This is a genomic window from Stenotrophomonas sp. NPDC078853, assembly GCF_044901215.1.
In the GTDB taxonomy this organism is placed as follows: Bacteria; Pseudomonadota; Gammaproteobacteria; order Xanthomonadales; family Xanthomonadaceae; genus Stenotrophomonas; species Stenotrophomonas lacuserhaii.
The window spans coordinates 351,947-374,683 of the sequence record NZ_JBJDOQ010000001.1 but is presented as its reverse complement, the minus strand read 5'-3'; the positions used below and the strand labels follow the sequence as shown (position 1 = coordinate 374,683).

The following is a 22,737-nucleotide window of genomic DNA, read 5'->3' as shown; positions in this document are numbered from 1 at the left end:
GAGCGCACTAGACTTCGCGCCTGTCAGCTGCAGGTGTGTGCGATGAATCGTTCGATGGGCGTGGGGATCAGCAACGGCGTGATGGCCGGTGCGCTGTGGGGTGTGGTGTTCCTGGCGCCTGCGGTGCTGCTGGCGTTTGATGCCCTGCAGCTTTCGGCCGGCCGCTACCTCATCTACGGGCTGGTGGCGCTGTTGCTGCTGGCGCCACGCTGGAAGCGGCTGGCACCGCAGCTCGGGATGGCCGAATGGCGCGGGCTGGTGTGGCTGAGCCTGGCTGGCAACCTGGTGTATTTCCTGCTGCTGGCCACGGCGGTGCAGTGGGCCGGCGGTGCCGCTGCTTCGCTGATCGTCGGCCTGATTCCGGTGGTGGTGACCCTGGTCGCGGTGCGCGAAGAGGGCGCGGTGCACCTGCGCCAGCTGGCGCCGGCGCTGCTGCTGTGCCTGCTGGGCGTGGCGCTGGTGGGTTACGAGGCGGTGGTGTCCGAACATGTGCAGACGCCCTGGCGGCAGCGCGTGCTCGGGTTGCTGTGTGCGTTCGGGGCGCTGCTGTCCTGGGCGGCCTATTCGGTGGGCAACAGCCGCTGGCTGGCCCGCCGCCCGGATCTTTCCGCGCACGACTGGTCGCTGCTCACCGGCGTGGTCACCGGTGCGCTGGCGCTGCTGCTGGTGCCCTCGGCGTTCCTGTTCAACGGCGCGGTGCACGCGCCCAGCCAATGGGGGTTGTTCTGGGCAGTCAGCGCCGGCGTGGCGGTGATCGCCTCGCTGCTCGGCAATGCCTGCTGGAACCGCGCCAGCCGCCTGCTGCCGCTGACCCTGACCGGACAGATGATCGTGTTCGAGACCCTGTTCGCGCTGCTGTACGGCTTTGCCTGGCAACGCCGCTGGCCGACCCTGCTGGAAACAATGGCGATCGGTTGCCTGGTGGCAGGCGTGTTGTGGTGCGCGCACGCACACCGCGCACCGCCGGCTATCACCGAACATGCCGGATGAAGGCCGGCCGAGCCTGCATGGTCTCCGATGCAACCTTTTTCGACGACGTTGGCCGCTGATCAGGTGCTGCGGTTTTTGCACTGCAACACTTGACAGCGGCTTGCCCTGCGGTGTTTTCTAGCGTCATGGTCCTTGCCGCCGCCCCCTTCGCTCCGCTCCTTGCCGCTTCTGCGGCAGGCAGCCGTGTGAGTTCGACGGCCGGCACCACCACCATTACCACCATTACCACCACCACCCGCAGGGTGCGGTCCGTCGTCTTCGCGTAACTCACGAAAACCACGGCCCCGCACCGAACCAGGTGGCGGGGAAACCTTCCACTGGCGCGATGCGGGGCCTCCCATCGAGGTCACCATGTCCATTGCCGCTGCTGCACCGTCCGCCGATTCCGCTCCGCCACGTTCCGCCGCGCAACCGCGCGTGGTGGTGCACAAGTTCGGCGGCACCTCCGTCGCCGATGCCGACTGCTACCGCCACGTCGCGCGACTGCTGCAGGCGCGTCCGGAAGCGCTGCAGGTCACCGTGGTGTCGGCCATGAAGGGCGTGACCGATGCGCTGATCGCGCTGGCGCGGTTGGCCGCGGCCGGTGACGCGCAATGGCGCGAACACTGGCATGACCTGCGCGCGCGCCATCGCGGCGCGGCGGCGTCGCTGCTTGGCGAACACGCCGGCGCCAGCGTGGAATGGCTCGATGCCCGTTTCGATGAGCTCGCCGAACTGCTGGCCGCGCTGGCGGTGATCGGTGGCCTGCCCGAGGAAGTGCTCGATCGCGTGCAGGGCCTGGGTGAAGTCTGTTCGGCGCACCTTCTGGGCCAGCATTTCCTGGCCAGCGGCGAGCCGTGCGCGGTGCTGGATGCGCGCGAGGTGCTGGTGGTCGAGCACGGCGAGCTGGGCGTCAACGTCGATTGGGAAACCAGCGCACAGCGCCTGCACGCGTGGCGACAGGCGAACGTGCAGCAGCGCGTCGTGGCCACCGGCTTCATCGCACGCGACCGCCAGGATCGCATCACCACCCTCGGCCGCAACGGCAGTGATTACTCCGGGGCGATCTTCGCGGCGCTGTTCAATGCCGATGAGCTGCAGATCTGGACCGACGTCGATGGTGTGCTGTCGGCTGATCCGCGGCTGGTGCCCGAAGCGGTGCAGCTCGAGGCGCTGAGCTACGACGAGGCCTGCGAACTGGCCTATTTCGGCGCCAAGGTGGTGCATCCGCAGACCATGTCCCCGGCCATCCAGCGCGGCCTGCCGATCCTGATCCGCAATACCTTCCAACCCGAGCATCCCGGTACCCGCATCAGCGCGGAGCGCTCGGTGCGTGGACCGATCAAGGGCCTGACCCTGAGCGCGGAACTGGCCGTGCTGAACCTGGAAGGCACCGGCCTGATCGGCGTGCCGGGCACGGCCGAGCGGGTGTTCTCCGCACTGCGCCAGGCGCATGTGTCGGTGGTGATGATCTCGCAGGGCTCGTCCGAACACTCCATCTGCTGCGTGGTCCGCGGCAACGAGTCCGAACGCGGTCGTGACGCGTTGCTGCAGGCCTTCGCGCATGAGCTGGCGGTCGGCCAGGTGCAGCGCGTGCAGCTGCGTGGCGGGGTCAGCGTGCTGGCGGCGGTAGGCGACGGCATGGCCGGCCAGCCCGGCGTGGCGGCGCGCCTGTTCGAATCGCTGGGCAGGGCGCAGGTCAACATCCTGGCCATCGCGCAGGGTTCGTCCGAGCGCAATATTTCAGTGGCGGTGGACAGCGGCGATGCCACCCGTGCGCTGCGCGCGGCACATGCCGGATTCTGGCTGTCGCCGCAGACCTTCGCGGTCGGGGTGATCGGGCCGGGCAATGTCGGCGCGGCATTGCTGGACCAGCTGCAGGCCGCGCAGCCGCAGCTGCTGGGCAAGGCCAACATCGACCTGCGGCTGCGCGCGGTGGCGTCCCGACGCGGCATGCACCTGGCCCCGCGTGCGTTGCAGGGGCCGTGGCGTGTCGCGCTGGCAGACGCACCCGGCGCCAGCGACCTGGACGCGTTCACCGCGCACCTGTTGTCAGCGCACCTGCCACATGCGGTGGTCATCGACTGCAGCGGCAGTGCCGAGGTCGCCGGGCGCTACGAAGGCTGGCTGGCGGCGGGCATCCATGTGGTGACGCCGAACAAACAGGCCGGCTCCGGGCCGCTGGCGCGTTACCAATCGATCCGCGCTGCGGCGGCGGCCAGCGGGGCGCGCTTCCGTTACGAGGCCACCGTCGGCGCCGGCCTGCCGGTGATCACCACGCTGCGCGACCTGGTCGATACCGGCGATGAAGTGCTGTCCATCGAAGGCATCTTCTCCGGCACCCTTGCGTGGCTGTTCAACCGTTTCGATGGCAGCCAGCCGTTCTCCGCATTGGTAGAGCAGGCACGTGGCATGGGCTATACCGAACCGGACCCGCGCGATGACCTGTCCGGCATCGACGTGGCCCGCAAGCTGGTGATCCTGGCGCGCGAAGCCGGGCGCGAGCTGAGCCTGGAGCAGGTGCAGGTGGAAAGCCTGGTGCCCGAGGCGCTGCGTGCCGGCAGCGTGGACGATTTCATGCAGCGCCTGGGCGATAACGATGAGGCGCTGCTGCAACGCCTGCAGCAGGCGCGCGCACGCGGCGCCGTGCTGCGTTACGTCGCCGCGCTGTCAGCGCAGGGCGCATCGGTCGGGCTGGTGGAAGTGCCGGTGGACCATGCCTTCGCCAACCTCAAACTGACCGACAACGTGGTGCAGTTCCGCACCCGGCGCTACTGCGACAACCCGCTGGTCGTGCAAGGGCCGGGCGCGGGTCCGGAAGTCACCGCAGCCGGCGTGTTCGCCGATCTGCTGCGGGTGGCCGCGGGCGAGGGAGCGCGCCTGTGATCGCACGTGCATTCGCACCGGCCTCGGTGGGCAATGTCGGGGTAGGCTTCGACATCCTTGGCCATGCCATCGCCGGTGTCGGTGACACGGTGACGGTGCGCCGCATCGCCGAGCGCGAGGTGCGCATCGAGGCCATCCACGGGGCCGACGTGCCGTTGCCACGGGAGGCTGCGTTGAACACTGCCGGTGCATCGCTGCTGGCGCTGCAACAAGCGCTGGAGCTGCCGTTCGGCTTCGCCGTGGAGATCGACAAGGGCATTCCGCTGGGATCGGGCATGGGCGGCTCGGCGGCCTCGTGCGTGGCTGCGCTGGTGGCCGCCAACGCACTGTTGGACAACCCGCTGGACCGCCACGCGCTGTATCGCTTCGCGCTGGAAGGCGAGCTGGTAGCCAGCGGCGGCCGCCATGGTGACAACCTCGGCCCGATGCTGCTGGGTGGGCTGGTGCTCAGCACCGCCGACCGGCTGGTGCCGATCCCGGTGCCGGCGCGCTGGCACAGCCTGCTGGTGCACCCGGATGCGGTGCTGGAAACGCGCCGCGCACGCGCCGCGCTGCAGGGCAGCTATGCGTTGGGCGATTTCGTGGCGCAGAGCGCCAACCTGGCGCTGGTGCTGGCCGGCTGCCACCAGGGCGATGCCGCGCTGGTACGTGCCGGCCTGCGTGACGTGCTGGTCGAGCCGCGCCGCGCGCCGTTGATCATCGGCTTTGATGCCGCGCGTGATGCCGCGCTGGCGGCCGGGGCAATGGGTGCCAGCATCTCCGGCGCCGGCCCCAGTGTGTTCGCCTGGTTCGAAGACCAGGCCAGTGCCGAAGCCGCTGCCGCGCCGGTGCAGGCGGCCTTCTCTGCGGCCGGCTTCGACAGCCAGGCATGGGTGTCTTCGCTGGCAGCGCCGGCGGCGGTGCTGCTGTGAACTCTTCTTCCTTACAGGATCGTGCGATGCGCTTTGTCTCTACCCGCGGCCAGTCCCCTGCCGTTTCGCTGAGTGCGGCGATCGCCGCCGGGCTGGCTCCGGATGGCGGCCTGTACGTGCCCGAACGGCTGCCCGCGCCGCGCGATTGGGTCGCAACGCCGAGCCTGGCGCAGACCGCCGCGCAGGTGCTGGCACCGTTCTTCGAAGGCGATCCGCTGGCCGCCGCGCTGCCGGCGATCTGTGCCGAAGCCTTTGATTTCCCGGTCCCGCTGCGCCCGCTGCCGCGCCGGGGCGACCATGTGCTGGAGCTGTTCCATGGGCCCACGGCGGCCTTCAAGGATGTCGGTGCGCGCTTCCTCGCCGCCACCCTGGCACGCCTGCGCAATGGCGAGTCGAAGCCGCTGACGATCGTGGTAGCCACCTCCGGCGATACCGGTGCGGCGGTGGCGGCGGCCTTCCACGGCCAGCCGGGTCTGCGCGTGGTGGTGCTGTATCCCGATGGCCGGGTGTCGCCGCGGCAGGCGCACCAGCTGGGCTGTTTCGGCGACAACATCCAGGCCTTCCGCGTTGCCGGTTCGTTCGATGACTGCCAGGCGCTGGTCAAACGGGCGCTCGGCGATGGCGAACTGCAGGCCATCGTGCCGCTCAGCTCGGCCAACAGCATCAGCCTGGGCCGGTTGCTGCCGCAGATGAGTTACTACGCCCACGCCGCGCTCCAGCATCAGCAGGCGGGCAGGGCAGCGCTGAACCTGGTGATCCCGACCGGCAACCTGGGCAATGCGATGGCCGCGATCCTGGCCCGGGCGATCGGCCTGCCGATCGGGCGCATCGCGCTGGCAACCAATGCCAACGACGTGCTGCCGCGCTACTTCGCCGGCGCTGACTACCAGCCCGCACACAGCGTGGCCACCACTGCCAACGCCATGGATGTCGGCGCGCCGAGCAACTTCGAACGGCTGCACTGGCTGTTCAATGGCGATGACGCGGCGCTGCGCCAGGCCTTCACCGCAGAGGCAGTGGATGACGTGGCGATCCGCGCGACCATCGCCAGCGCGCATGCCGGGAGTGGCGAAGTGTTCTGCCCGCACACCGCCACTGCGGTCACCGTGCTCAACACGCTGCGCGCCAAGGGAGCCAAGGGGGACTGGGCGGTAGTGGCGACCGCGCACCCGGCCAAGTTCGAATCAGTGGTGGAACCGTTGATCGGCGGGGCGCTGGCGGTGCCGCCGGCGCTGGATGCGCTGCTGCGCAGGCCGGCACATGCCGAGCCGCTGGCGGCCGACTACGCGGCATTCCGTGCGGTGCTGCAGGCCGGCGTCCCGATGCCCTGACGAGAGGCCGCCGAGCATGGCTCGGCGCTACCAGGGCGTGGCGCAGGCACGTCGAGCGTGGTGCGGTAGCGCCGACCCATGGTCGGCGAGCGCGCAGCGCGGCCTGCGTCGAGCGTGGTGCGGCAGCGCCGACCCATGGTCGGCGAGCACGCAGCGCGGCCTGTGTCGATCGTGGTGCGGTAGCGCCGACCCATGGTCGGCGAGCGCGCAGCGCGGCCTGTGTCCGGCTGCACGCCAGCTGTCTGTCGCCCGCGTGGAGCGCCTTACCCGCTCGCCAGCGTCCGCAGCGCCGGTTCGTCCAGCAGCTCCACCACATTGAGGTGGGGCAGGGCGATCAACGCCTGCTGGCGCAAGCGGGTGAAGGTGCGGCTGACCGTTTCCATGGTCAGCCCGAGATGGTCGGCGATGTCGCCGCGGCCCATCGGCAGGGTGACCCGCAGCGGATCACCGCCCAGCCGTGCCTCGCGCTCGGCCAGCCGCAGCAGGAAGTCGGCCACCTTTTCGGTGGGTTGCAGGCGGGCCAATGACAGTGCGGCATCCTGCGCATCATCCAGCGCCTGGCAGGCGCGCTGCAGCAGCTTCCGTTCCAGATGCGGATAGCGGCTGCGCAGCTCGCGCATGTGCGCCACCGATACCCGGCAGACCCGGCTGTCGGCGATGGCTTCCACGTCGTGGCGATGGTGGTCGCTGCTGCTCAGGCCCAGGTAATCGCCGGGCAGCACGAAGCCGGTGATCTGGCGGCGGCCGTCAGAGAGCGTGCGCACCAGTCGCAATGCGCCGTGGGTCAAGGTATAGACGTGCTGGCGCGGCTCACCACTACGGGCCAGGGTCGCGCCCATGGCGACCTGTTGGGACACGGTCACCGCTTCCAGTGCCTGCCCTTCTTCGGGCGACAGCGCCGAACACACGGCCAGGTGGCGCACCGAACAGTGGGTGCAGTCCAGCGTGGTACAGCCGGCGGGGGCGGGATCAGGACGCGACATGGCGTGGGGACGAGGCGCGCAGCAGGGAAGCGCTCATGATACGCCATGTGGCCCGGTTGGCCTGGCGCGGGCGCGGCAGGCGGCGCAACCGCTACACTATCCGCCCTTGCCCTTCCCCCGTTTTTCGCAGGAGCCCCACGTGATCAAGCCCCGTACCCCGCCCGGCATCATGGAACTGCTGCCGCGCGAGCAGATTGCGTTCCAGCGCATGCTGGACGTCATCCGCCGCAACTACGAGCGGTTCGGGTTCCTGCCGGTGGAAACCCCGGTGTTCGAGCTGTCCGACGTGCTGCTGACCAAGTCCGGCGGCGAGACCGAGCGCCAGGTGTATTTCGTGCAGTCCACCGGTGCGCTGGCCAATGCCGCGCAGGCCGGTGATAGCTCCCTGCCGGAACTGGCGCTGCGCTTCGACCTGACCGTGCCGCTGGCCCGCTACGTGGCCGAACACGAGCACGACCTGACCTTCCCGTTCCGTCGTTACCAGATGCAGCGCGTGTACCGTGGCGAGCGCGCCCAGCGCGGCCGATTCCGCGAGTTCTACCAGTGCGATATCGATGTGATCGGCAAGGATGCACTGAGCATCCGTTACGACGCCGAAGTACTGGCGGTGATCCATGCGGTGTTCTCGGAACTGCGCATCGGCGATTTCGCGGTGCAGCTGAACAACCGCAAGCTGCTGCGTGGTTTCTTCCAAACCCTCGGCGTGGCCGAAGGCGAGCGCCAGCTGGCGGTACTGCGCGAAGTGGACAAGCTGGACAAGCGCGGCCCTGACTACGTACGCGAAACGCTGGTGGGCGAAGGTTTTGAGATCCCGGCCGAGCAGGTCGAGCGGATCCTTGCCTTCGTCGCGGTCCGCTCCAGCAGCCATGCCGATGCGTTGGCGCAGCTGGACGCGCTGTTGGCTGATCCGGCCGCCAGCGAGACGCTCAAGGTGGGCGTGGCCGAACTGCGCGAAGTGCTGGAGCTGGTCAAGGCGCTGGGCGTGCCGGAAACCGCGTACTGCCTGAATTTCTCCATCGCGCGCGGCCTGGATTACTACACCGGCACCGTGTACGAAACCACGCTGACCGACCACCCGCAGATCGGCTCGATCTGCTCCGGCGGCCGCTACGAAGATCTGGCCAGCCACTACAGCAAGTCCAAGCTGCCGGGCGTGGGCATTTCCATCGGTCTGACCCGCCTGTTCTGGCAGCTGCGCGAAGCCGGCCTGATCGCCGGGATCGAAGACAGCAGCGTGCACGCGCTGGTGGCGCTGATGGACGACGCCAGCCTGGCGCAGTCGCTGGACATCGCCCGCCGCCTGCGCGTCGGTGGTATCAACGCCGAAGTGCAGATGGAGCCGAAGAAGATCGGCAAGCAGTTCCAGTACGCGGCCAAGGCCGGGATCCGCTTCGTGGTGCTGGCGGGCGAGGATGAGCTGGCCCGTGGCGTGGTGGCGGTCAAGGACCTGCTGCGCGAGCAGCAGTTCGAGGTCTCCCGCGAGGATCTGGCCAGCACCCTGCAGGTGGAACTGGAGCAGGCCAAGGTCATGCCGTGAGGCGGTTGGGAGCGGCGGCAACGCTGCTGCTCCTGCTGACCGCATGCCGCACCGATCCTGCGCTGCATGGCCAGCGGATCGGTCCGGGCCAGTACCGGCTGACGGCCGACCGCTGCCATGTGCTCGACCGGGAGCAGCTGCAGCGTGACCTGCGCGGGTTGGCCGCGCAGAAGTGCCCGCGCGGGGCAGGGGAGCTGGAGGCCATCCAGTCCGTCCCGAGCCGCCAGGGCAGCCTGTTCGGCGAGTGCCTGCGCAGCGGCGCCCTGCGCGCCGAGGTAAGGTGCCGGTAAGTTACGACCGCCGTTGCTCGGTACGCCCTTCATCACCCGATACCCCAGACAAACGCCCGCTCAGCGGGCGTTTTTCGTTCGCGCCCCTGAACCAACCCGGTCCGGACAGCAAGCCGGTTTGACCCTGCGCCTCTGTTTGCGCTAATGTAATAGCGCGCTATTACATTGATACGATGAAAATCCGTCCCGCACCCCGAGAAAAAGACGCCCAAGCCGATCTGGCCTGCCTGGCTGCGGCCTTCGCCGCGCTTGCCAGCCCCGAACAGGTCACCGCCTTCCTGCGCGACCTGTGCACGCCGGCCGAGCTGGAGGCGCTGTCGGACCGCTGGAAGGTGGTGCCGCTGCTGCAGCAGGGCGTGCCGTATCGCGAAATCCATGAACTGACCGGCGTCAGCGTTACCACCACCGGGCGCGTGGCGCGTTCGCTGGAGCATGGCCATGGTGGCTACGCCGCCGCCATTGCTGTCACCGCCACGCCTACGCCCCCCGAATCCGAGTAAGAGAGCCTCCCCCATGAGTGCAACCCAGAACGCCCCGGCCCGTGACCGGCTGCGCATCGCCATCCAGAAGAACGGGCGGCTGGCCGAGCCGGCGCGCAGCCTGCTCACTGCCTGCGGGCTGAGCTGGCGGCAGAGCCGCGACAAGCTGTTCTGCTACGGCGAATCACTGCCGGTGGACCTGCTGCTGGTCCGCGACGACGACATCCCGGGGCTTATCGCCGATGGCGTCTGCGACTTCGGCATCGTCGGCCGCAACGAGCTGGACGAGCAGGGCGCTGCCCGCCGCCGGATCGGCCTGCCGGACGCCTACCAGGCGCTGCGTGGCCTGAATTTCGGGCAGTGCCGGTTGATGCTGGCGGTGCCCGAAGAGTGGCAATGGACCGGCGTTGATCAGCTGGCCGGCAAGCGCATCGCTACCAGCTACCCGGCGATCCTGGCCGACTGGCTGGCCGCGCGCGGCGTGGATGCGCAGGTAGTGGAGCTGTCCGGGTCGGTGGAAATCGCGCCGCGTCTGGGCACCGCCGACCTGATCTGCGATCTGGTATCCAGCGGCGCCACCCTGGCCGCCAACCAGCTCAAGCCGGTGGAAACCCTGCTGGAAAGCGAAGCGGTGCTGGCCGGCCCGGTAAAAACCCCCGACGACGCCCGCGCCGGCCTGATGGCGATGCTGCTGCGGCGCCTGGATGGCGTGGTCAAGGTGCGCGACAGCAAGCTGCTGATGTTCCGCGCCGCCCTGGACCGCGTGTCCGAACTGACCCGCCTGCTGCCCGATGCCGACCCGCTGGTGCAGCTGCCCGACGACGGCGGCCACCTGCGTCTGCAGACCATGTGCCACGGCGCTTTGACCTGGCAGCGGCTGGAAGACCTGGAGCGCGCAGGCGCCCAGGGCCTGATGGTATTGAGCGTGGAGCGGTCGCTGGCATGAATCGTCTGAACTGGTCGGAACTCAATGAACTGGCCCGCGCCGAGGCCTTGCAGCGCCCCGTGCAGGCCGTCGCCGCGCAGACCCGCGAAGCGGTGGCCGCGCTGATCGCGCAGGTACGTGCCGACGGCGATGAGGCCCTGCGCGGGATCACCGCACGCTTTGATCGGGTGCAGCTGGATGACATCGAAGTGACCGCCGCCGAGTTCGAGGCGGCCGAGCAGGCCGTGGCCGCCGACCTGCGCGCGGCGATGGAAGACGCCGCTGCGCGCATCCGGCGTTTCCACGAAGCCGGCATGAGCCAGGGCTATACGGTGGAAACCGCGCCGGGCGTGCACTGCGAGCGGATGATCCGGCCGATTGGCCGGGTCGGTCTATACGTGCCGGCGGGCAGCGCGCCGCTGCCCTCCACCGCACTGATGCTGGGCGTGCCAGCGGCGTTGGCTGGCTGCCCGCAGGTGGTGCTGTGCACGCCGCCGCGCGCCGATGGCAGTGCCGACCCCGCTGTCCTGGTGGCCGCGCGCCTCACCGGCGTGCAGCGCGTTTTCAAGCTGGGTGGCGCGCAGGCGATCGCCGCGATGGCCTATGGCACGGCCAGCGTGCCGGCCTGCGACAAGCTGTTCGGCCCGGGCAACGCCTTCGTGACCGAAGCCAAACAACAAGTAGCGCAGGACGGCAGCGTGGCCATCGACATGCCGGCCGGTCCGTCCGAGGTGCTGGTGATCGCCGATGCCGGCGCCAACCCCGCCTTCGTCGCCGCCGATCTGCTGTCCCAGGCCGAACACGGCCCGGATTCGCAGGTGCTGCTGTTGACCGACGATGCCGCGCTGTTGCAGGCGGTGGAAGCCGAAGTGGAGCGCCAGGTGGCGCTGCTGCCGCGCCAAGCCATCGCACGCCAGGCACTGGGCGCGTCGCGCCTGATCCAGGTCGATCGTCTGCAGGACGCGTTCGATATCAGCAACCGCTATGCGCCGGAACACCTGATCCTGGCGCTGCGCGAACCGCGCGCCTGGCTGGGCCAGGTGCAGGCGGCCGGCTCGGTGTTCCTCGGCGATTACACCCCCGAAGCGCTCGGTGACTACTGCAGCGGCACCAACCACGTGCTGCCCACCGCCGGTGCGGCGCGGGCCTGGAGCGGGGTCAGCGTGGCCAGCTTCCAGAACACCATCAGCGTGCAGAGCGCCAGCGCGGAGGGCATTGCCGCCATCGGCGGTTGCGCGCGCATCCTGGCCAGCGCCGAAGGCCTGGACGCGCACGAACGTGCGGTCGCGCTGCGCATGGAGGCGGTGGCATGAGCGCGAGCGTGCAGGACGTGCTGGCGCTGCTGCGACCGGACCTGCAGTCCTTCGCCGGCTACAGCTCGGCGCGCAGCACGGCGCTGCAGGGCGATGTGTGGCTGAACGCGAACGAATCGGCATGGGCCAATCCGGCCGATGCCAGTGGCAGCAGCCGGCGCTACCCGGATCCGCAGCCGCCCGCCCTGCTGCAGGCGCTGGCGGGGCTGTACGACGTCGGCCCGCAGCAACTGCTGGTCGGGCGCGGCAGCGATGAAGCCATCGACCTGCTGGTGCGCGCGTTCTGCCGCCCCGGCGTGGATGCGGTGCTGGCCACGCCGCCGGTGTTCGGCATGTACGCAGTGTGCGCGCGGCTGCAGGGCGCACCGCTGCTGGAGGTCCCGCTGGTGGAGGGCCGCGACGGCCTGCAGGTCGACATCGACGCGGTGATCGCCGCCGCACGCGGCCAGGGCGCGCGGCTGGTGTTCCTGTGTTCGCCCTCCAACCCGGCGGGCAGCGAGATCAGCAGCGCGGACATCATCCGCACCGCGCAGGCGCTGCAGGGCCAGGCCATCGTGGTGGTGGACGAGGCCTACATCGAATACAGCAGCCAGCCCTCGGCCACGACGCTGCTTGCCGCACACCCCAACCTTGCCGTGCTGCGCACGCTGTCCAAGGCGCATGCGCTGGCCGCCGCGCGCGTGGGCAGCCTGATCGCCGCGCCGGAAATCATCGCCGCGCTGCGCCGCTGCCAGGCGCCGTATCCGGTGCCGCAACCGTGTGCCGAACTGGCACTGGCGGCACTGCAGCCAGCCGCGCTGGCGGCCACCCGCGCCCGTATCGACGAAGTCGTGCAGGAGCGGGCGCGGCTGTCCAGCGCACTGGCGGCCGTGTCCGGCGTACGCCAGGTGTATCCCTCGGCCGGCAACTATCTGCTGGTCCGCTTCGACGACGCGCAGGGTGCGTTCGACGCGCTGCTGGCCGCCGGCGTGGTGGTGCGTGACCAGCGCGCTGCACCACGACTCGGCGATGCGCTGCGCATCAGCATCGGCAGCACCGACGAAAACCAACGCGTGCTTGCCGCGCTCTCGGCCTGGAGGGCCGCTGCATGACCCCCATCCTGTTCATCGACCGCGACGGCACCTTGATCGAAGAGCCCGCCGACCACCAGATCGACGCGTATGAAAAACTGCGCTTCGTGCGCGATGTCATTCCCGCGCTGATCAAGCTGCGTGACGCGGGCTGGCAGTTCGTCATCGTCAGCAACCAGGACGGCCTGGGCAGCGAGAGCTACCCGCAGGCGATCTTCGATGCGCCGCATGCGCTGATGATGCACGTGTTCGAAAGCCAGGGCATCGAGTTCCGTGACGTGCTGATCGACGCCAGTTGGCCGCATGAGAACCTGCCCACGCGCAAGCCGGGTATCGGGCTGATGACCGCCTACCTGCAGGACCGCAGCATCGACTGGGCGCGTTCGGCGATGGTGGGCGACCGCCCGACCGACATCCAGTTCGCGCAGAACCTCAACATCCGCGGCTTCCAGCTGCGTACCGAAGAATTCGGCGGCGAGTGGGACTGGCCGGCCATCGCCCACGCGTTGGCCGATGCGCCGCGCACCGCAGTGGTACAGCGCAACACCAAGGAAACACGCATCCGCGTCGAACTCGACCTTGATGCCCAGGCCGAGCCGCGGATCCACACCGGCCTGCCGTTCTTCGATCACATGCTGGAACAGATCGGCAAGCATGGTGGCATCTCCGTGCGCATCCAGGCCGAGGGTGACCTGCACATCGACGAACACCACACCATCGAAGACACCGGGCTGGCGCTGGGCCAGGCGCTGCGGGAAGCGCTGGGTGACAAGCGCGGCATCGGCCGCTACGGCTTCACCCTGCCGATGGACGAGACCCTGGCCAGCGCCGCGCTGGATTTCAGCGGCCGTCCGTACTTCGTGTTCGATGGCGAGTTCAAGCGCGAGCGCGTCGGCGACCTGCCCACCGAACTGGTACCGCATTTCTTCCGCTCGCTGTGCGATGCGGCCGGGTTGAACCTCAACCTGCAGGTGCGCGGTGACAACGACCACCACAAGGTGGAAGCCTGCTTCAAGGCGCTGGCGCGCGCGCTGCGCACCGCCGTGGCGCGGCAGGGCACCGAGCTGCCCAGCACCAAGGGGGCGCTGTGACCGAAGTCGCCTTGATCGATGCCGGCGGTGCCAACCTCGGCTCGGTGCGCTACGCGCTGGAGCGGCTGGGCGCGCAGGTCCGCCTGGTGCGCGATGCCGACGGACTGCGCGAGGCGCGGCGGGTGATCCTGCCCGGCGTCGGTGCGGCGGTGCCGGCCATGCAGCGCCTGCACGCGCAGGGCCTGTTCGAGCCGCTGCGCCAGCTGGAGGTGCCGCTGCTGGGCATCTGCCTGGGCATGCAGCTGCTGTTCGAGCGTTCCGAAGAAGGCGGTGGCGTACAGACGCTGGGGCTGATTCCCGGCACCGTGCGCAAGCTCGTACCGGCCACCGGCATCCGCGTGCCGCACATGGGCTGGAACCGCCTGTTGCCGCTGCGCGGGTCGCCGCTGCTGCGCGATATCCCCGAACGCGCCAGCGCCTATTTCGTGCACAGCTATGCCGCCCCGTTGAACGCGCACACCGTGGCCGCCTGCGACCATGGCGGGCTGTTCAGTGCGGTGGTCGAACATGGCCGCTACTTCGGTGCGCAGTACCACCCCGAACGCTCCGGTGACACCGGCGCCTTGCTGTTGCGCAACTTCCTGCAGGACACCGCCGAATGAGCTTCATCGTCTATCCCGCCCTTGATATCCGCGAAGGCCGCGTGGTGCGCCTGCGCCAGGGCGACTACGCCCAGGAAACCCGCTACGGCGACGATCCGCTGCCGCGCGCGCAGGCCTTCGCCGGGCAGGGCGCACAGTGGATGCACCTGGTCGATCTGGATGCCGCCCGCGCCGGCGGCTATACGCTCGCGCCACTGCTGGCGCAGATCCGCCAGCAGGCCGGCCTGCACGTGCAGACCGGTGGCGGCGTGCGCGGTCGCGCGGACCTCGAGCGCATCCTGCAGGCCGGTGCCAGCCGGGTGGTAATCGGGTCGCTGGCCGTGCGCGAGCCGGATGCGGTGATCGGCTGGCTGGCGGAGTTCGGGCCCGAGCGCATCACCATCGCGCTGGATGCCCGCCAGGACGACGACGGCCAGTGGCAGTTGCCGATCCACGGCTGGACGGAAAACGCCGGCATCACCCTGGACGTGCTGGCCCAGCGCTATGCCGCGGCGGGCATGCGCCACCTGCTGTGCACCGACATCGCCCGCGACGGCATGCTGGCCGGCCCCAATCTGGACCTGTACCGCCACCTGGCCGGGCTGCTGCCGGGCGTGGCGATCCAGGCCTCCGGCGGCATCCGCGACGTGGCCGACGTGGCTGCTTCGCGCGCTGCCGGCTGCAGTGGCGCCGTACTTGGCAAAGCCCTGCTGGAACAGCGGATGGACCTGGCCGAGGCACTGGCATGTTGAGCCGGCGCATCATTCCCTGCCTGGACGTGCGCGATGGCCGCGTGGTCAAGGGCGTGCGCTTCCGCGACCACGTGGACATGGGCGATATCGCCGAACTGGCGCTGCGCTACCGCGACCAGGGGGCCGATGAACTGGTGTTCTATGACATCGGCGCCAGCCCGGATGGCCGCAGCGTGGACGTGGCATGGATCGAACGCATCGCACGGCTGATCGACATCCCGTTCTGCGTGGCCGGTGGCATCAGTGACGTGGAAACCGCGCGCCGCGTGCTGCATGCCGGCGCCGACAAGATCTCGATCAACTCGCCCGCGCTGGGCCGCCCGGAGCTGATCACCGAACTGGCCGAGGCGTTCGGCGTGCAGTGCGTGGTGGTGGGCATCGACTCGGTGCGCGAAGCCGATGGCCAGTGGCGCGTGCGCCGCTTCACCGGCGACCCGTCCAAGACCCAGGCCGTGGCCGTGCGTACGCTGGACTGGGTGCGCGAAGTGCAGCAGCGCGGCGCCGGGGAGATCGTACTGAACTGCATGGACAGTGACGGCGTACGCCGCGGCTACGATGTGGAGCAGCTGCGCCATGCGCGTGCGGCCTGCCACGTGCCGCTGATCGCCTCCGGCGGGGCGGGCACGCCCGATCATTTCGCCCAGGTCTTCGACCAGGCCGATGTCGATGGTGCCCTTGCTGCCAGCGTGTTCCACAGCGGCGCCATCGCCATTCCAGAACTGAAGCGCTATCTGCGCGAGCACCAGATCGAGGTACGTGATGTCTATTGAAGTCTTGCCGGGTCTGCCGGCGCTGGAAAGCCTGGACTGGAGCAAGGGCGATGGCCTGTTGCCGGCGGTACTGCAGGATGCCGACAGCCTGCAGGTGCTGATGCTGGGCTATGTAAGTGCGGAGTCCCTGCAGGTGACGTTGCAGACTGGCCACATGACCTTCTTCAGCCGCAGCAGGCAGCGGCTGTGGACCAAGGGCGAGCAGTCCGGCAACGTGCTGGCGGTGCAGTCGATCGCGGTGGATTGCGATGCCGATACGCTGCTGGTGCGGGCACGCCCGGCCGGGCCGACCTGCCACACCGGCGCAGAGAGCTGTTTCCCGCAGGCACCGAAGGATTTCATCGGCCAGCTCGACCAGCTGGTGACCACGCGCGAGGCGCAGCGCCCGGCCGGCAGCTACACCACCTCGCTGTTCGACGGTGGCATCCGCCGTATCGCGCAGAAGGTCGGCGAGGAAGGCGTGGAGACCGCGCTGGCGGCGGTGGTGCAGGGCGACGACGAACTGCTGGGCGAAGCCTCGGACCTGGTGTTCCACCTGCTGGTGCTGCTGCGCGCGCGCGGCCTGGGCCTGCAGGACGTGCGCACGCTGCTGGAATCACGCCACCGCTGAGCCGGGCGGTGACGTGGCTTATCTGGCGGGCAGGTAGCGTGGGCGCTGTTCGTACCATTCGCGGGCACCGGCCAGGTGCCACTGCCGCTGTTTGCCGTCCAGCTCCACAGCGGCACCCAGCACGCCCCAGCGCAGGTAGAGCTCGCCGCGTTTGCCGGCCTTGCCCAGGTCCAGCCGGCCGCGTAGCGAAAGCCGCGCGTTTTCTGCCTGCAGGTCATCCACCACCCACTGGCCATGGCGAAGCCGCAGTTGGCCGCTGGCCTGCACCTGCCCGGAATCGACCAGCCCCAGCACCCAGCGTGGGTAGCTGCTGCGCTCGCCGAAGGCATCCAGCAGCGGGCCGGCATCACGCAGGGTGATATCGGCCACCGCATCGGCGCCCAGCGGGGCCGCAGCTGCCAAGTGCCCGCTGCGCACCGCCACCTCGCTCCACCAGCCGGCGTCTTTCGAGTCGGCCACGCGCACGTCCTGCAGGCGCACCGTGGTGCCGCCCAGGTCGAACTGTTTCTGGCTGAAATCGGCGCGCCGAACGCGGGCTTTGAGCAGCGCATTGCCGCGCATCGCCACTCCCGCTACCTGCATGCGCGCATTCTGGCCGCTCAGGTCGGCCCGGCCGGTACCGATGCGGCCGGTGGCGTCCAGTTCCACGTCCCCGCTGATCAGCCCGGTGCCGCCCAGCAGCTTGACCTGTTCGTTGCCCAGGTAGCGGTTGTAGCGGGTCAGGTCCGGCACCTGCGCGTTGTTGAAACGCAGCCGCGCACGCACGCCTTCCTTCAGTTCCTGCAGGCGGGCATCGCCGCTGAGTTCCAATACCAACGCGCGCCCGTCGAACAGCACCTGCGACGGCGCATCGGATGGGGCGGCGCGGAACTGGTCAATGTCCACCTGCATGTGCACCTGCGGCGTGCGGCCCTCGACAATCCGGCCCTGCGCCCGCGCATCGCCCTGCATCCGTACGCCGGCCACCTCCGCGATGGCGGCCACGTTGGGAATCTCCGCGGTGCTGCCCGCTACCAGCTGGCCATCGACCAGCTTCACGTCGGCCCGCAACAGGCCGCCGCCATCCAGCCGGAACCATGGCTTGCGCACGATCAAATCAGAGATCCAGTTCAGCGAATCAAACGTCCACGCCGCCTTCAACTGCCCGGACGTGCGCGGCAGCAGCCCGGACATTGCGTGGAAGGGGATTTCGCGTCCGGCGATGTGCAGGTCTGCATCCAGTTCACTGCCGCTGGCCTCATCGCGGGGCAGCCGCGCCTGCAGCCTGATGTCATCGGCAACGTCCAACTGCAGCGCCAGCAGTCCACGGTCCTTGGCATGTTCGCCGGCGTGCACCGGCAGGCGCCACACCATATGTCCGCCGGGCCGCAACGTGCCATGGTCCATCGCCAGCTGGCCCTGCAGGCGGGCCGTGGAGGGCACCGTGCCTACCGTGGCACGGGCACCGGCGGTGTCGATGCGTACGGCCTGGCTGCGCCCGTCGATGGCCAGCTCAGCGGTCAGGATGCCGAGCTTGCGCAGCCCCGGCGCATCGTCGCGGTAGTGGCGCGGGAAGCTGGCCCGCGCTTCGATGTGCGCCTGGTCCAGCAGGGTGGTGCCATCCCAGCTGATCCGCGCATCGTCGAAAGTGGCGTTCGAATCGAACAGTTCGGACGGGCCGCCCTTCATCTGCTTCAGGAAGCCCACCGTGGCGCTGGCCTTGCCGGAGATCAGCAGCTTGCCGAACTGGCCGCTGCGGATGCTGTCGCTGTGGATCGCATCCATCCGCACCGTCCAGCCACGATTGCCGCGCGGCGGCGGCGGGATCGCTTTTTCCACGCGTTCAACCACCGCGCGTACGCCGACCGCATCCACGCGCGGGATGTGGATCTCACGGCGTACCAGCGCCGGCAGCGAGATGAATGCACTGGCCCGTTCGGCGCTGAAGACGTAGACGGTGCGGTTGGCCTGGCCGCGCACGTGCACGTTCCACAGCACCGCATGGCCCGGTATCAGGGTCAGCGCCGGCCCGTTGCGCAGCTGGAATTTCTCCGGCTTGCGGTTGGTCAGCATGTCGAACAACGGCGTGTTGAGAAACACATTGCCGGCGATCAGGTACAGCAGGTAAAGCGCCAGCAGTATGGCCAACAGGATGCGCACCGGGCGCGGCCAGCGCCGCAATCGCTGCAGGCGCTCGGGAATCAGGGACATGGCGGGGCGCAGTTGGAAAGAATGCCGCCACTATCGGCAGTGGCGGCGCGCCATGGCGTGAAGGCGTGGCGGGTGCAGGGCTCAGCGACGGCGGCAATACGCCCGCACCGGCCCGTGATCGACGCTCCGGCGTGGCGCGGCGGCGGGTCAACCATGTAAAGGGTAAAGGGGTGGGTGGTACCTTCGCTGCACCGTGTTTTCCGTGATGCCCGATGACCAAGCTGTCCTACCGTCTGTCGATCCTTCTTGCCGCTACGTCGCTGCTGGGTACAGCCCACGCGCAGCCCGCCGCGACCGATCCGCTGTTCACCGCCGCCCCGGAATCGCTGCAGCCGCAGCAGGTGCGCTCGCTGCAGCAGCGCCTGTCGGACTGGCCGCAGCTGGCGTACTACCGCGAACAGAACGCCAGATTGCCGGCGCCGCGCAAGCGCGAAGCGCGCGTGGTGTTCTACGGTGACTCCATCACCGAGGGCTGGGGCCCGACCAGCAGTGAAAGCTTCTTCCCGGGCAAGGGCTACCTCAACCGCGGCATCTCCGGGCAGACCACCGCGCAGATGCTGCTGCGTTTCCGCCAAGACGTCATCGCGCTGGATCCTGCGGTGGTGGTGATCCTGGCCGGCACCAATGACATCGCCGGCAACACCGGCCCGGCCAGCCAGGCGATGATCGAAGACAACCTGCATTCGATGGTTGAACTGGCGCAGGCGCACGGCATCAAGGTGGTGCTGTCTTCGCTGCTGCCGGTCAGTGCCTACCCGTGGCGTCCCGGCCTGCAGCCGGCGGCCAGCGTGCGCGCGCTGAATGCCGCACTGAAGGGCTATGCGGAGCAGCAGCGGCTGGTGTATCTGGATTACCACGCAGCGCTGGGCAATGCGGACGGCGGACTGGACAAAGCGCTGGCCGAGGATGGCGTGCATCCCACGCCGGCGGGCTATGCAAAGATGGCCCCCTTGGCCGAAGCCGCAGTGGCGGCGGCATTGGCGCACTGAGCGATTCCATTACAGGGGGCTGGCATGGTGGGGATGCAGGCGTGGGGCGCGGTGGAAAGCGGGGTGGTGGGCGGTGCGCTGGCCAGCGTGCTGGTGGCCTGGTGGACGCGGCGGTTGCCCCGCCATTACAAAGGCTGGTCACGCGGCGCGTTGTCGCGTCGCCATCGCACGGAAATACGCATCGCCAATACGCTGTTCTTCGCCGGATTGCTGTTCGGGGTGGCGCTGTATCCGCTGGGCGGCTTTGCGCAGGATGATCCGCGGCCGTTGTTGCTGGCCTTCGGCTTGGCCTCGCTGCTGCCGTTGCTGGCGCTGATGGTGGTGCCCTGGCTCAGCGGGCGCAGCGTGCGGGCGGCATTCGTCGCCTTCAGCCATGGCCAGGGCACGCCGGTCTGGGCCACGTACCCACTGCTGGCCGCCGGTCTGGTGGGGCTGGGCTTTGCCATCGTCGGGTTCCTGCGCTGAGTGCCTTGAGGCGCACGGAAGGGCCCGCTACCGTGAGCGGATGACAATCACCCTGCGCAAGGAACGGCCCGCCGATGCCGGCCCGGCCACGCCCATCGCGTGGGGAGACATGCCATGACCGGGCGCGGCGTGGTTTCGCTGCTGGTCTGGCTGAGTTGCGTCCCAGGCATGCTCGTGCACAGCACGTTGGGGACGGCGCTGTTGGGCATGCAACTGGCCGAGCTGGCGTGGCCGCCGTCGTGGCAAAGCATCGGGTTGCTGTGTGCCGTCCTGGCCAGCCTGGCTGCCTGGCCGATGCTGGGTGTGTTGAACCTGCGCTGGCTGGAGAATCGTCCGCTGCACTGGCGATGGCCGCTGATCGGCACGCTGTTGGCCACCTGCTGGATGCTGCCGCACGGCTGGATTTTCGCGCTGTTCGTCGCCCCCGGGGTACTGTTCGCGTCTTACCTGTGCGTATGGCACCTGCTCGGTTGGCGGCGGGCCCAGCGGTCGCCGGCCGCTTCTTCCCACGCTGACCCTGAGCGTCCTGTGGACGCATAGCCACGGTGCCGGGAAGCCCGCTTGGGCAAGGCGGTGCGTTGCGGGCGGTATGCCGCCTGCGCTGCGGGCCCGGCGAACCTCACGACGCCAGCGCGACGGCCTGCTCCGATACCGCCAGCAGGATCGAACAGCGCAGGCCGTCGTCGGCAAAGCCGTAATCCACTTTCGCACCGATCTGGTACGGCAGGGCGCGTTCGATCAGCTCGCGGCCGGCGCCGCCGCCGCGGATGCTCGAGGGGTCGGCGGGCAGGTCGCGCACGCCATGCTCCTGCCAGTCCACGCGCAGCCGCGGGCTGGCAGCATCGGATGCCTCCGCGTCCACCAGGTTCCAGCGCACGTGCAGGCGGCCGCCCTGCTGGCGCAGGGCCCCGTACTTCACCGCGTTGGTGGCCAGCTCATGCAGGGCCATCGCCAGCGGCTGCACCGTGCCCGAACGCAGTGCCACTTCGGGCGGTCCTTCCAGCACGATCTGGGTGCCGTGCAGGGCCGGGTCCACGTGGGCGGAAAGTTCGGCACGCAGCAGTGCGTCGAACTGCACACGATCCAGTTCACCCAGCCGCGACAGCAGGCTCTGCGCCCGTGCCAGCGCGTCCAGTCGGGCGTCGAAACGGCTCGAGAAGTCAGCCATGTCGCGGCTGGTGGCCAGCGTACGGCTGGCCATCGCACGCACCACCGACATGATGTTGCGCGTGCGGTGCTGCAGTTCGTCCACCAGCATGCGCAGCAGCGATTCGTTGCGGGCACGTTCCTCTTCGTGTTCGCTGCGTTCGGTGACATCGCGCGTGGTGCCGATGATCGCCTCGACCTCGCCATCCAGCCCCAACTGCGGCACGAAGATGTAGTCGTACATGCGCCGGCCCAGCGGACCTTCGAAGGGCACGTCGCCGCGGATCGGACGACGCGTGGCGATCACCTGTTCGATCTCGCGGCTGTGCATGGCCGCGTGCCAGTCCGGATAGCCCAGTTCCAGGCAGTTGCGGCCCAGCGCCTCCTCTTCGGTCTTGCCCCACATGCGCAGCAGTGCGCGGTTGGCATAGGTGAAACGGTGTTCCAGGTTGAACACGTAGGCCAGGTCGGGCGAGCTGTCCAGGAAGGCTTTCAGCCTGCGCCGCTCGCGCTCGGTATCATGCAGCGCATTGCCAACCGCATCGGCGGCCTGCTGCAGGGCGATCTGCTGGTCTTCCCGGTCCAGCACCAGCGCGGCGATGCGGGTGGCGAAGCTGGCCACTTCCTGTTCCCATCCGGTAAGCGCGCGCGGCGTGGACAGGAACAGCAGCAGCCATGCCCGTTCGGGATGGGCTTGCCGAGGAACCGCGATGGGCCTGCAGGCGGGCAGGTCGTGCTGGCCGCACGCAGCCTGCCAGTTCGTGCGCCACTGCGTATCGGTCGCGAAATCAACGCCACCCGGTAGTTCCAGATCCGCCGACTTCGGCGCCGCGCCGGGATGTTCCAGCAGCGCGGTGATCGTCGGGTGCACGTTGCAACTGCTGCCGTAACCGGGCCGCTGCTGGCCGCCGGGTGTGACGAAAAAAGCGCTGCGCAGGCCGGGCTTCAGCCGTTCGATGGCCTCGGTGAGCACGCGCAGGCACTCGCGCGGCGGCGTACCCCGGGCGAGGGTATCCAGCAGCATTGCCTGCTCGCGGACCAGCTGTTCGGCACGCACCCGGCGGGTCATGTCCACGCACATGCCGCGCACTTGCCCCAGCGCGCGATCATGGCGGCCGCGCAGCATCAGCCAGCGGCGGCTGATGCCATCGGTCCAGGGCAGCTCTATCTCAAAGACCGGCTGGTCCGGTTCCTGCCGCAGGATCCGCCGCCACGCACTGCGCAATGTGTGCGCGCCGATGCCGGCCAACTGTGCGCTGGCCATGTCCGAGCCGCTCAGCTGGCGCGTTGCGAGGTCGAACTGCCACACGCCTACGCGGGTGTCGTCGAGGATGGCGTCGATGGCGAGCGCGTCGGTCAGGACAGGTTGCATGGCAGGCGCGGGCGTTCAGGGATCGCCTTTTTTGCCAAGCTTGCCGCCAACATGCCGTGAAGATGGCAACGCTCCAG

The 22,737-nt window shown here is 69.1% G+C and carries 21 protein-coding genes; 18 read left to right on the top strand and 3 right to left on the bottom strand.

Going from position 1 to position 22,737, the window contains the following annotated elements; translation table 11 throughout:
• Positions 1-42: 42 nt before the first annotated feature.
• The 4 genes from ACI2JH_RS01675 to thrC all read left to right on the top strand — a co-directional run bounded on the left by ACI2JH_RS01675 (position 43) and on the right by thrC (position 6,097).
• Positions 43-990, top strand: a complete 948-nt coding sequence (locus ACI2JH_RS01675; protein ID WP_404735244.1) for a DMT family transporter — start codon at positions 43-45, stop codon at positions 988-990.
• Positions 991-1,341: 351 nt separating this feature from the next.
• Positions 1,342-3,855 carry a bifunctional aspartate kinase/homoserine dehydrogenase I gene (thrA, locus tag ACI2JH_RS01670; protein WP_404735243.1) on the top strand — a complete coding sequence of 838 codons (2,514 nt, stop codon included), beginning with the start codon at positions 1,342-1,344 and terminating at the stop codon, positions 3,853-3,855.
• The gene (locus ACI2JH_RS01665) at positions 3,852-4,766 is read left to right on the top strand and encodes a homoserine kinase (protein WP_101099085.1); all 915 of its coding nucleotides are present in this window, start codon (positions 3,852-3,854) and stop codon (positions 4,764-4,766) included. Before thrA ends, ACI2JH_RS01665 begins: the two co-directional genes overlap by 4 nt.
• A gap of 26 nt (positions 4,767-4,792) precedes the next feature.
• Complete coding sequence (gene thrC, locus ACI2JH_RS01660) at positions 4,793-6,097, top strand: threonine synthase (protein ID WP_404735242.1); 1,305 nt, start codon at positions 4,793-4,795, stop codon at positions 6,095-6,097.
• 263 nt (positions 6,098-6,360) lie between these two features.
• Here thrC and ACI2JH_RS01655 read toward each other — a convergent pair whose 3' ends face one another.
• Complete coding sequence (locus tag ACI2JH_RS01655) at positions 6,361-7,080, bottom strand: Crp/Fnr family transcriptional regulator (RefSeq protein ID WP_404735241.1); 720 nt, start codon at positions 7,078-7,080, stop codon at positions 6,361-6,363.
• 139 nt (positions 7,081-7,219) lie between these two features.
• Here ACI2JH_RS01655 and hisS point away from each other — a divergent pair, with 139 nt between their 5' ends.
• The 11 genes from hisS (at position 7,220) to hisIE (ending at position 16,498) form a co-directional block, all read left to right on the top strand.
• Positions 7,220-8,617 carry a histidine--tRNA ligase gene (gene hisS, locus ACI2JH_RS01650; RefSeq protein WP_404735240.1) on the top strand — a complete coding sequence of 466 codons (1,398 nt, stop codon included), beginning with the start codon at positions 7,220-7,222 and terminating at the stop codon, positions 8,615-8,617.
• A complete protein-coding gene (locus ACI2JH_RS01645; RefSeq protein ID WP_404735239.1) occupies positions 8,614-8,907 on the top strand; it encodes a hypothetical protein in 294 nt (97 codons plus the stop codon). Before hisS ends, ACI2JH_RS01645 begins: the two co-directional genes overlap by 4 nt.
• A gap of 173 nt (positions 8,908-9,080) precedes the next feature.
• Positions 9,081-9,407, top strand: coding sequence for a YerC/YecD family TrpR-related protein (locus tag ACI2JH_RS01640; protein WP_404735238.1), 327 nt, complete (start codon positions 9,081-9,083; stop codon positions 9,405-9,407).
• 13 nt (positions 9,408-9,420) lie between these two features.
• Positions 9,421-10,332 carry an ATP phosphoribosyltransferase gene (gene hisG / locus ACI2JH_RS01635; RefSeq protein ID WP_404735237.1) on the top strand — a complete coding sequence of 304 codons (912 nt, stop codon included), beginning with the start codon at positions 9,421-9,423 and terminating at the stop codon, positions 10,330-10,332.
• Positions 10,329-11,624, top strand: a complete 1,296-nt coding sequence (hisD, locus tag ACI2JH_RS01630; RefSeq protein ID WP_319274909.1) for a histidinol dehydrogenase — start codon at positions 10,329-10,331, stop codon at positions 11,622-11,624. Before hisG ends, hisD begins: the two co-directional genes overlap by 4 nt.
• Positions 11,621-12,715, top strand: a complete 1,095-nt coding sequence (gene hisC / locus ACI2JH_RS01625) for a histidinol-phosphate transaminase (protein ID WP_404735236.1) — start codon at positions 11,621-11,623, stop codon at positions 12,713-12,715. Before hisD ends, hisC begins: the two co-directional genes overlap by 4 nt.
• Positions 12,712-13,785 carry a bifunctional histidinol-phosphatase/imidazoleglycerol-phosphate dehydratase HisB gene (gene hisB, locus ACI2JH_RS01620; protein WP_101099093.1) on the top strand — a complete coding sequence of 358 codons (1,074 nt, stop codon included), beginning with the start codon at positions 12,712-12,714 and terminating at the stop codon, positions 13,783-13,785. The genes hisC and hisB overlap by 4 nt, the downstream gene beginning before the upstream one ends.
• Positions 13,782-14,387: an imidazole glycerol phosphate synthase subunit HisH gene (gene hisH / locus ACI2JH_RS01615; RefSeq protein ID WP_101099094.1), complete on the top strand. Its 606-nt coding sequence runs from the start codon at positions 13,782-13,784 to the stop codon at positions 14,385-14,387. The genes hisB and hisH overlap by 4 nt, the downstream gene beginning before the upstream one ends.
• Positions 14,384-15,118, top strand: coding sequence for a 1-(5-phosphoribosyl)-5-[(5-phosphoribosylamino)methylideneamino]imidazole-4-carboxamide isomerase (gene hisA / locus ACI2JH_RS01610; RefSeq protein ID WP_101099095.1), 735 nt, complete (start codon positions 14,384-14,386; stop codon positions 15,116-15,118). Before hisH ends, hisA begins: the two co-directional genes overlap by 4 nt.
• Positions 15,112-15,888, top strand: coding sequence for an imidazole glycerol phosphate synthase subunit HisF (gene hisF / locus ACI2JH_RS01605; RefSeq protein WP_101099096.1), 777 nt, complete (start codon positions 15,112-15,114; stop codon positions 15,886-15,888). The genes hisA and hisF overlap by 7 nt, the downstream gene beginning before the upstream one ends.
• Positions 15,878-16,498, top strand: coding sequence for a bifunctional phosphoribosyl-AMP cyclohydrolase/phosphoribosyl-ATP diphosphatase HisIE (gene hisIE / locus ACI2JH_RS01600; protein ID WP_404735235.1), 621 nt, complete (start codon positions 15,878-15,880; stop codon positions 16,496-16,498). The genes hisF and hisIE overlap by 11 nt, the downstream gene beginning before the upstream one ends.
• 18 nt (positions 16,499-16,516) lie before the next feature.
• Here the strand turns inward: hisIE and ACI2JH_RS01595 are convergent, their stop codons facing one another.
• A complete protein-coding gene (locus ACI2JH_RS01595) occupies positions 16,517-18,679 on the bottom strand; it encodes a hypothetical protein (RefSeq protein ID WP_404735307.1) in 2,163 nt (720 codons plus the stop codon).
• Positions 18,680-18,900: 221 nt separating this feature from the next.
• Here ACI2JH_RS01595 and ACI2JH_RS01590 point away from each other — a divergent pair, with 221 nt between their 5' ends.
• From ACI2JH_RS01590 to ACI2JH_RS01580, 3 genes are all read left to right on the top strand, one after another.
• Complete coding sequence (locus ACI2JH_RS01590; RefSeq protein WP_404735234.1) at positions 18,901-19,677, top strand: SGNH/GDSL hydrolase family protein; 777 nt, start codon at positions 18,901-18,903, stop codon at positions 19,675-19,677.
• A 24-nt stretch (positions 19,678-19,701) separates the two neighbouring features.
• Entirely contained in the window at positions 19,702-20,142 is a 441-nt protein-coding gene (locus ACI2JH_RS01585; RefSeq protein ID WP_182655682.1) for a hypothetical protein, read from the top strand.
• A 129-nt stretch (positions 20,143-20,271) separates the two neighbouring features.
• Positions 20,272-20,682 (top strand): hypothetical protein, encoded by a 411-nt coding sequence (locus ACI2JH_RS01580; protein ID WP_404735233.1) that lies wholly within the window; start codon positions 20,272-20,274, stop codon positions 20,680-20,682.
• A 79-nt stretch (positions 20,683-20,761) separates the two neighbouring features.
• Here ACI2JH_RS01580 and ACI2JH_RS01575 read toward each other — a convergent pair whose 3' ends face one another.
• Entirely contained in the window at positions 20,762-22,660 is a 1,899-nt protein-coding gene (locus ACI2JH_RS01575; RefSeq protein WP_404735232.1) for a sensor histidine kinase, read from the bottom strand.
• Positions 22,661-22,737 lie beyond the last annotated feature (77 nt).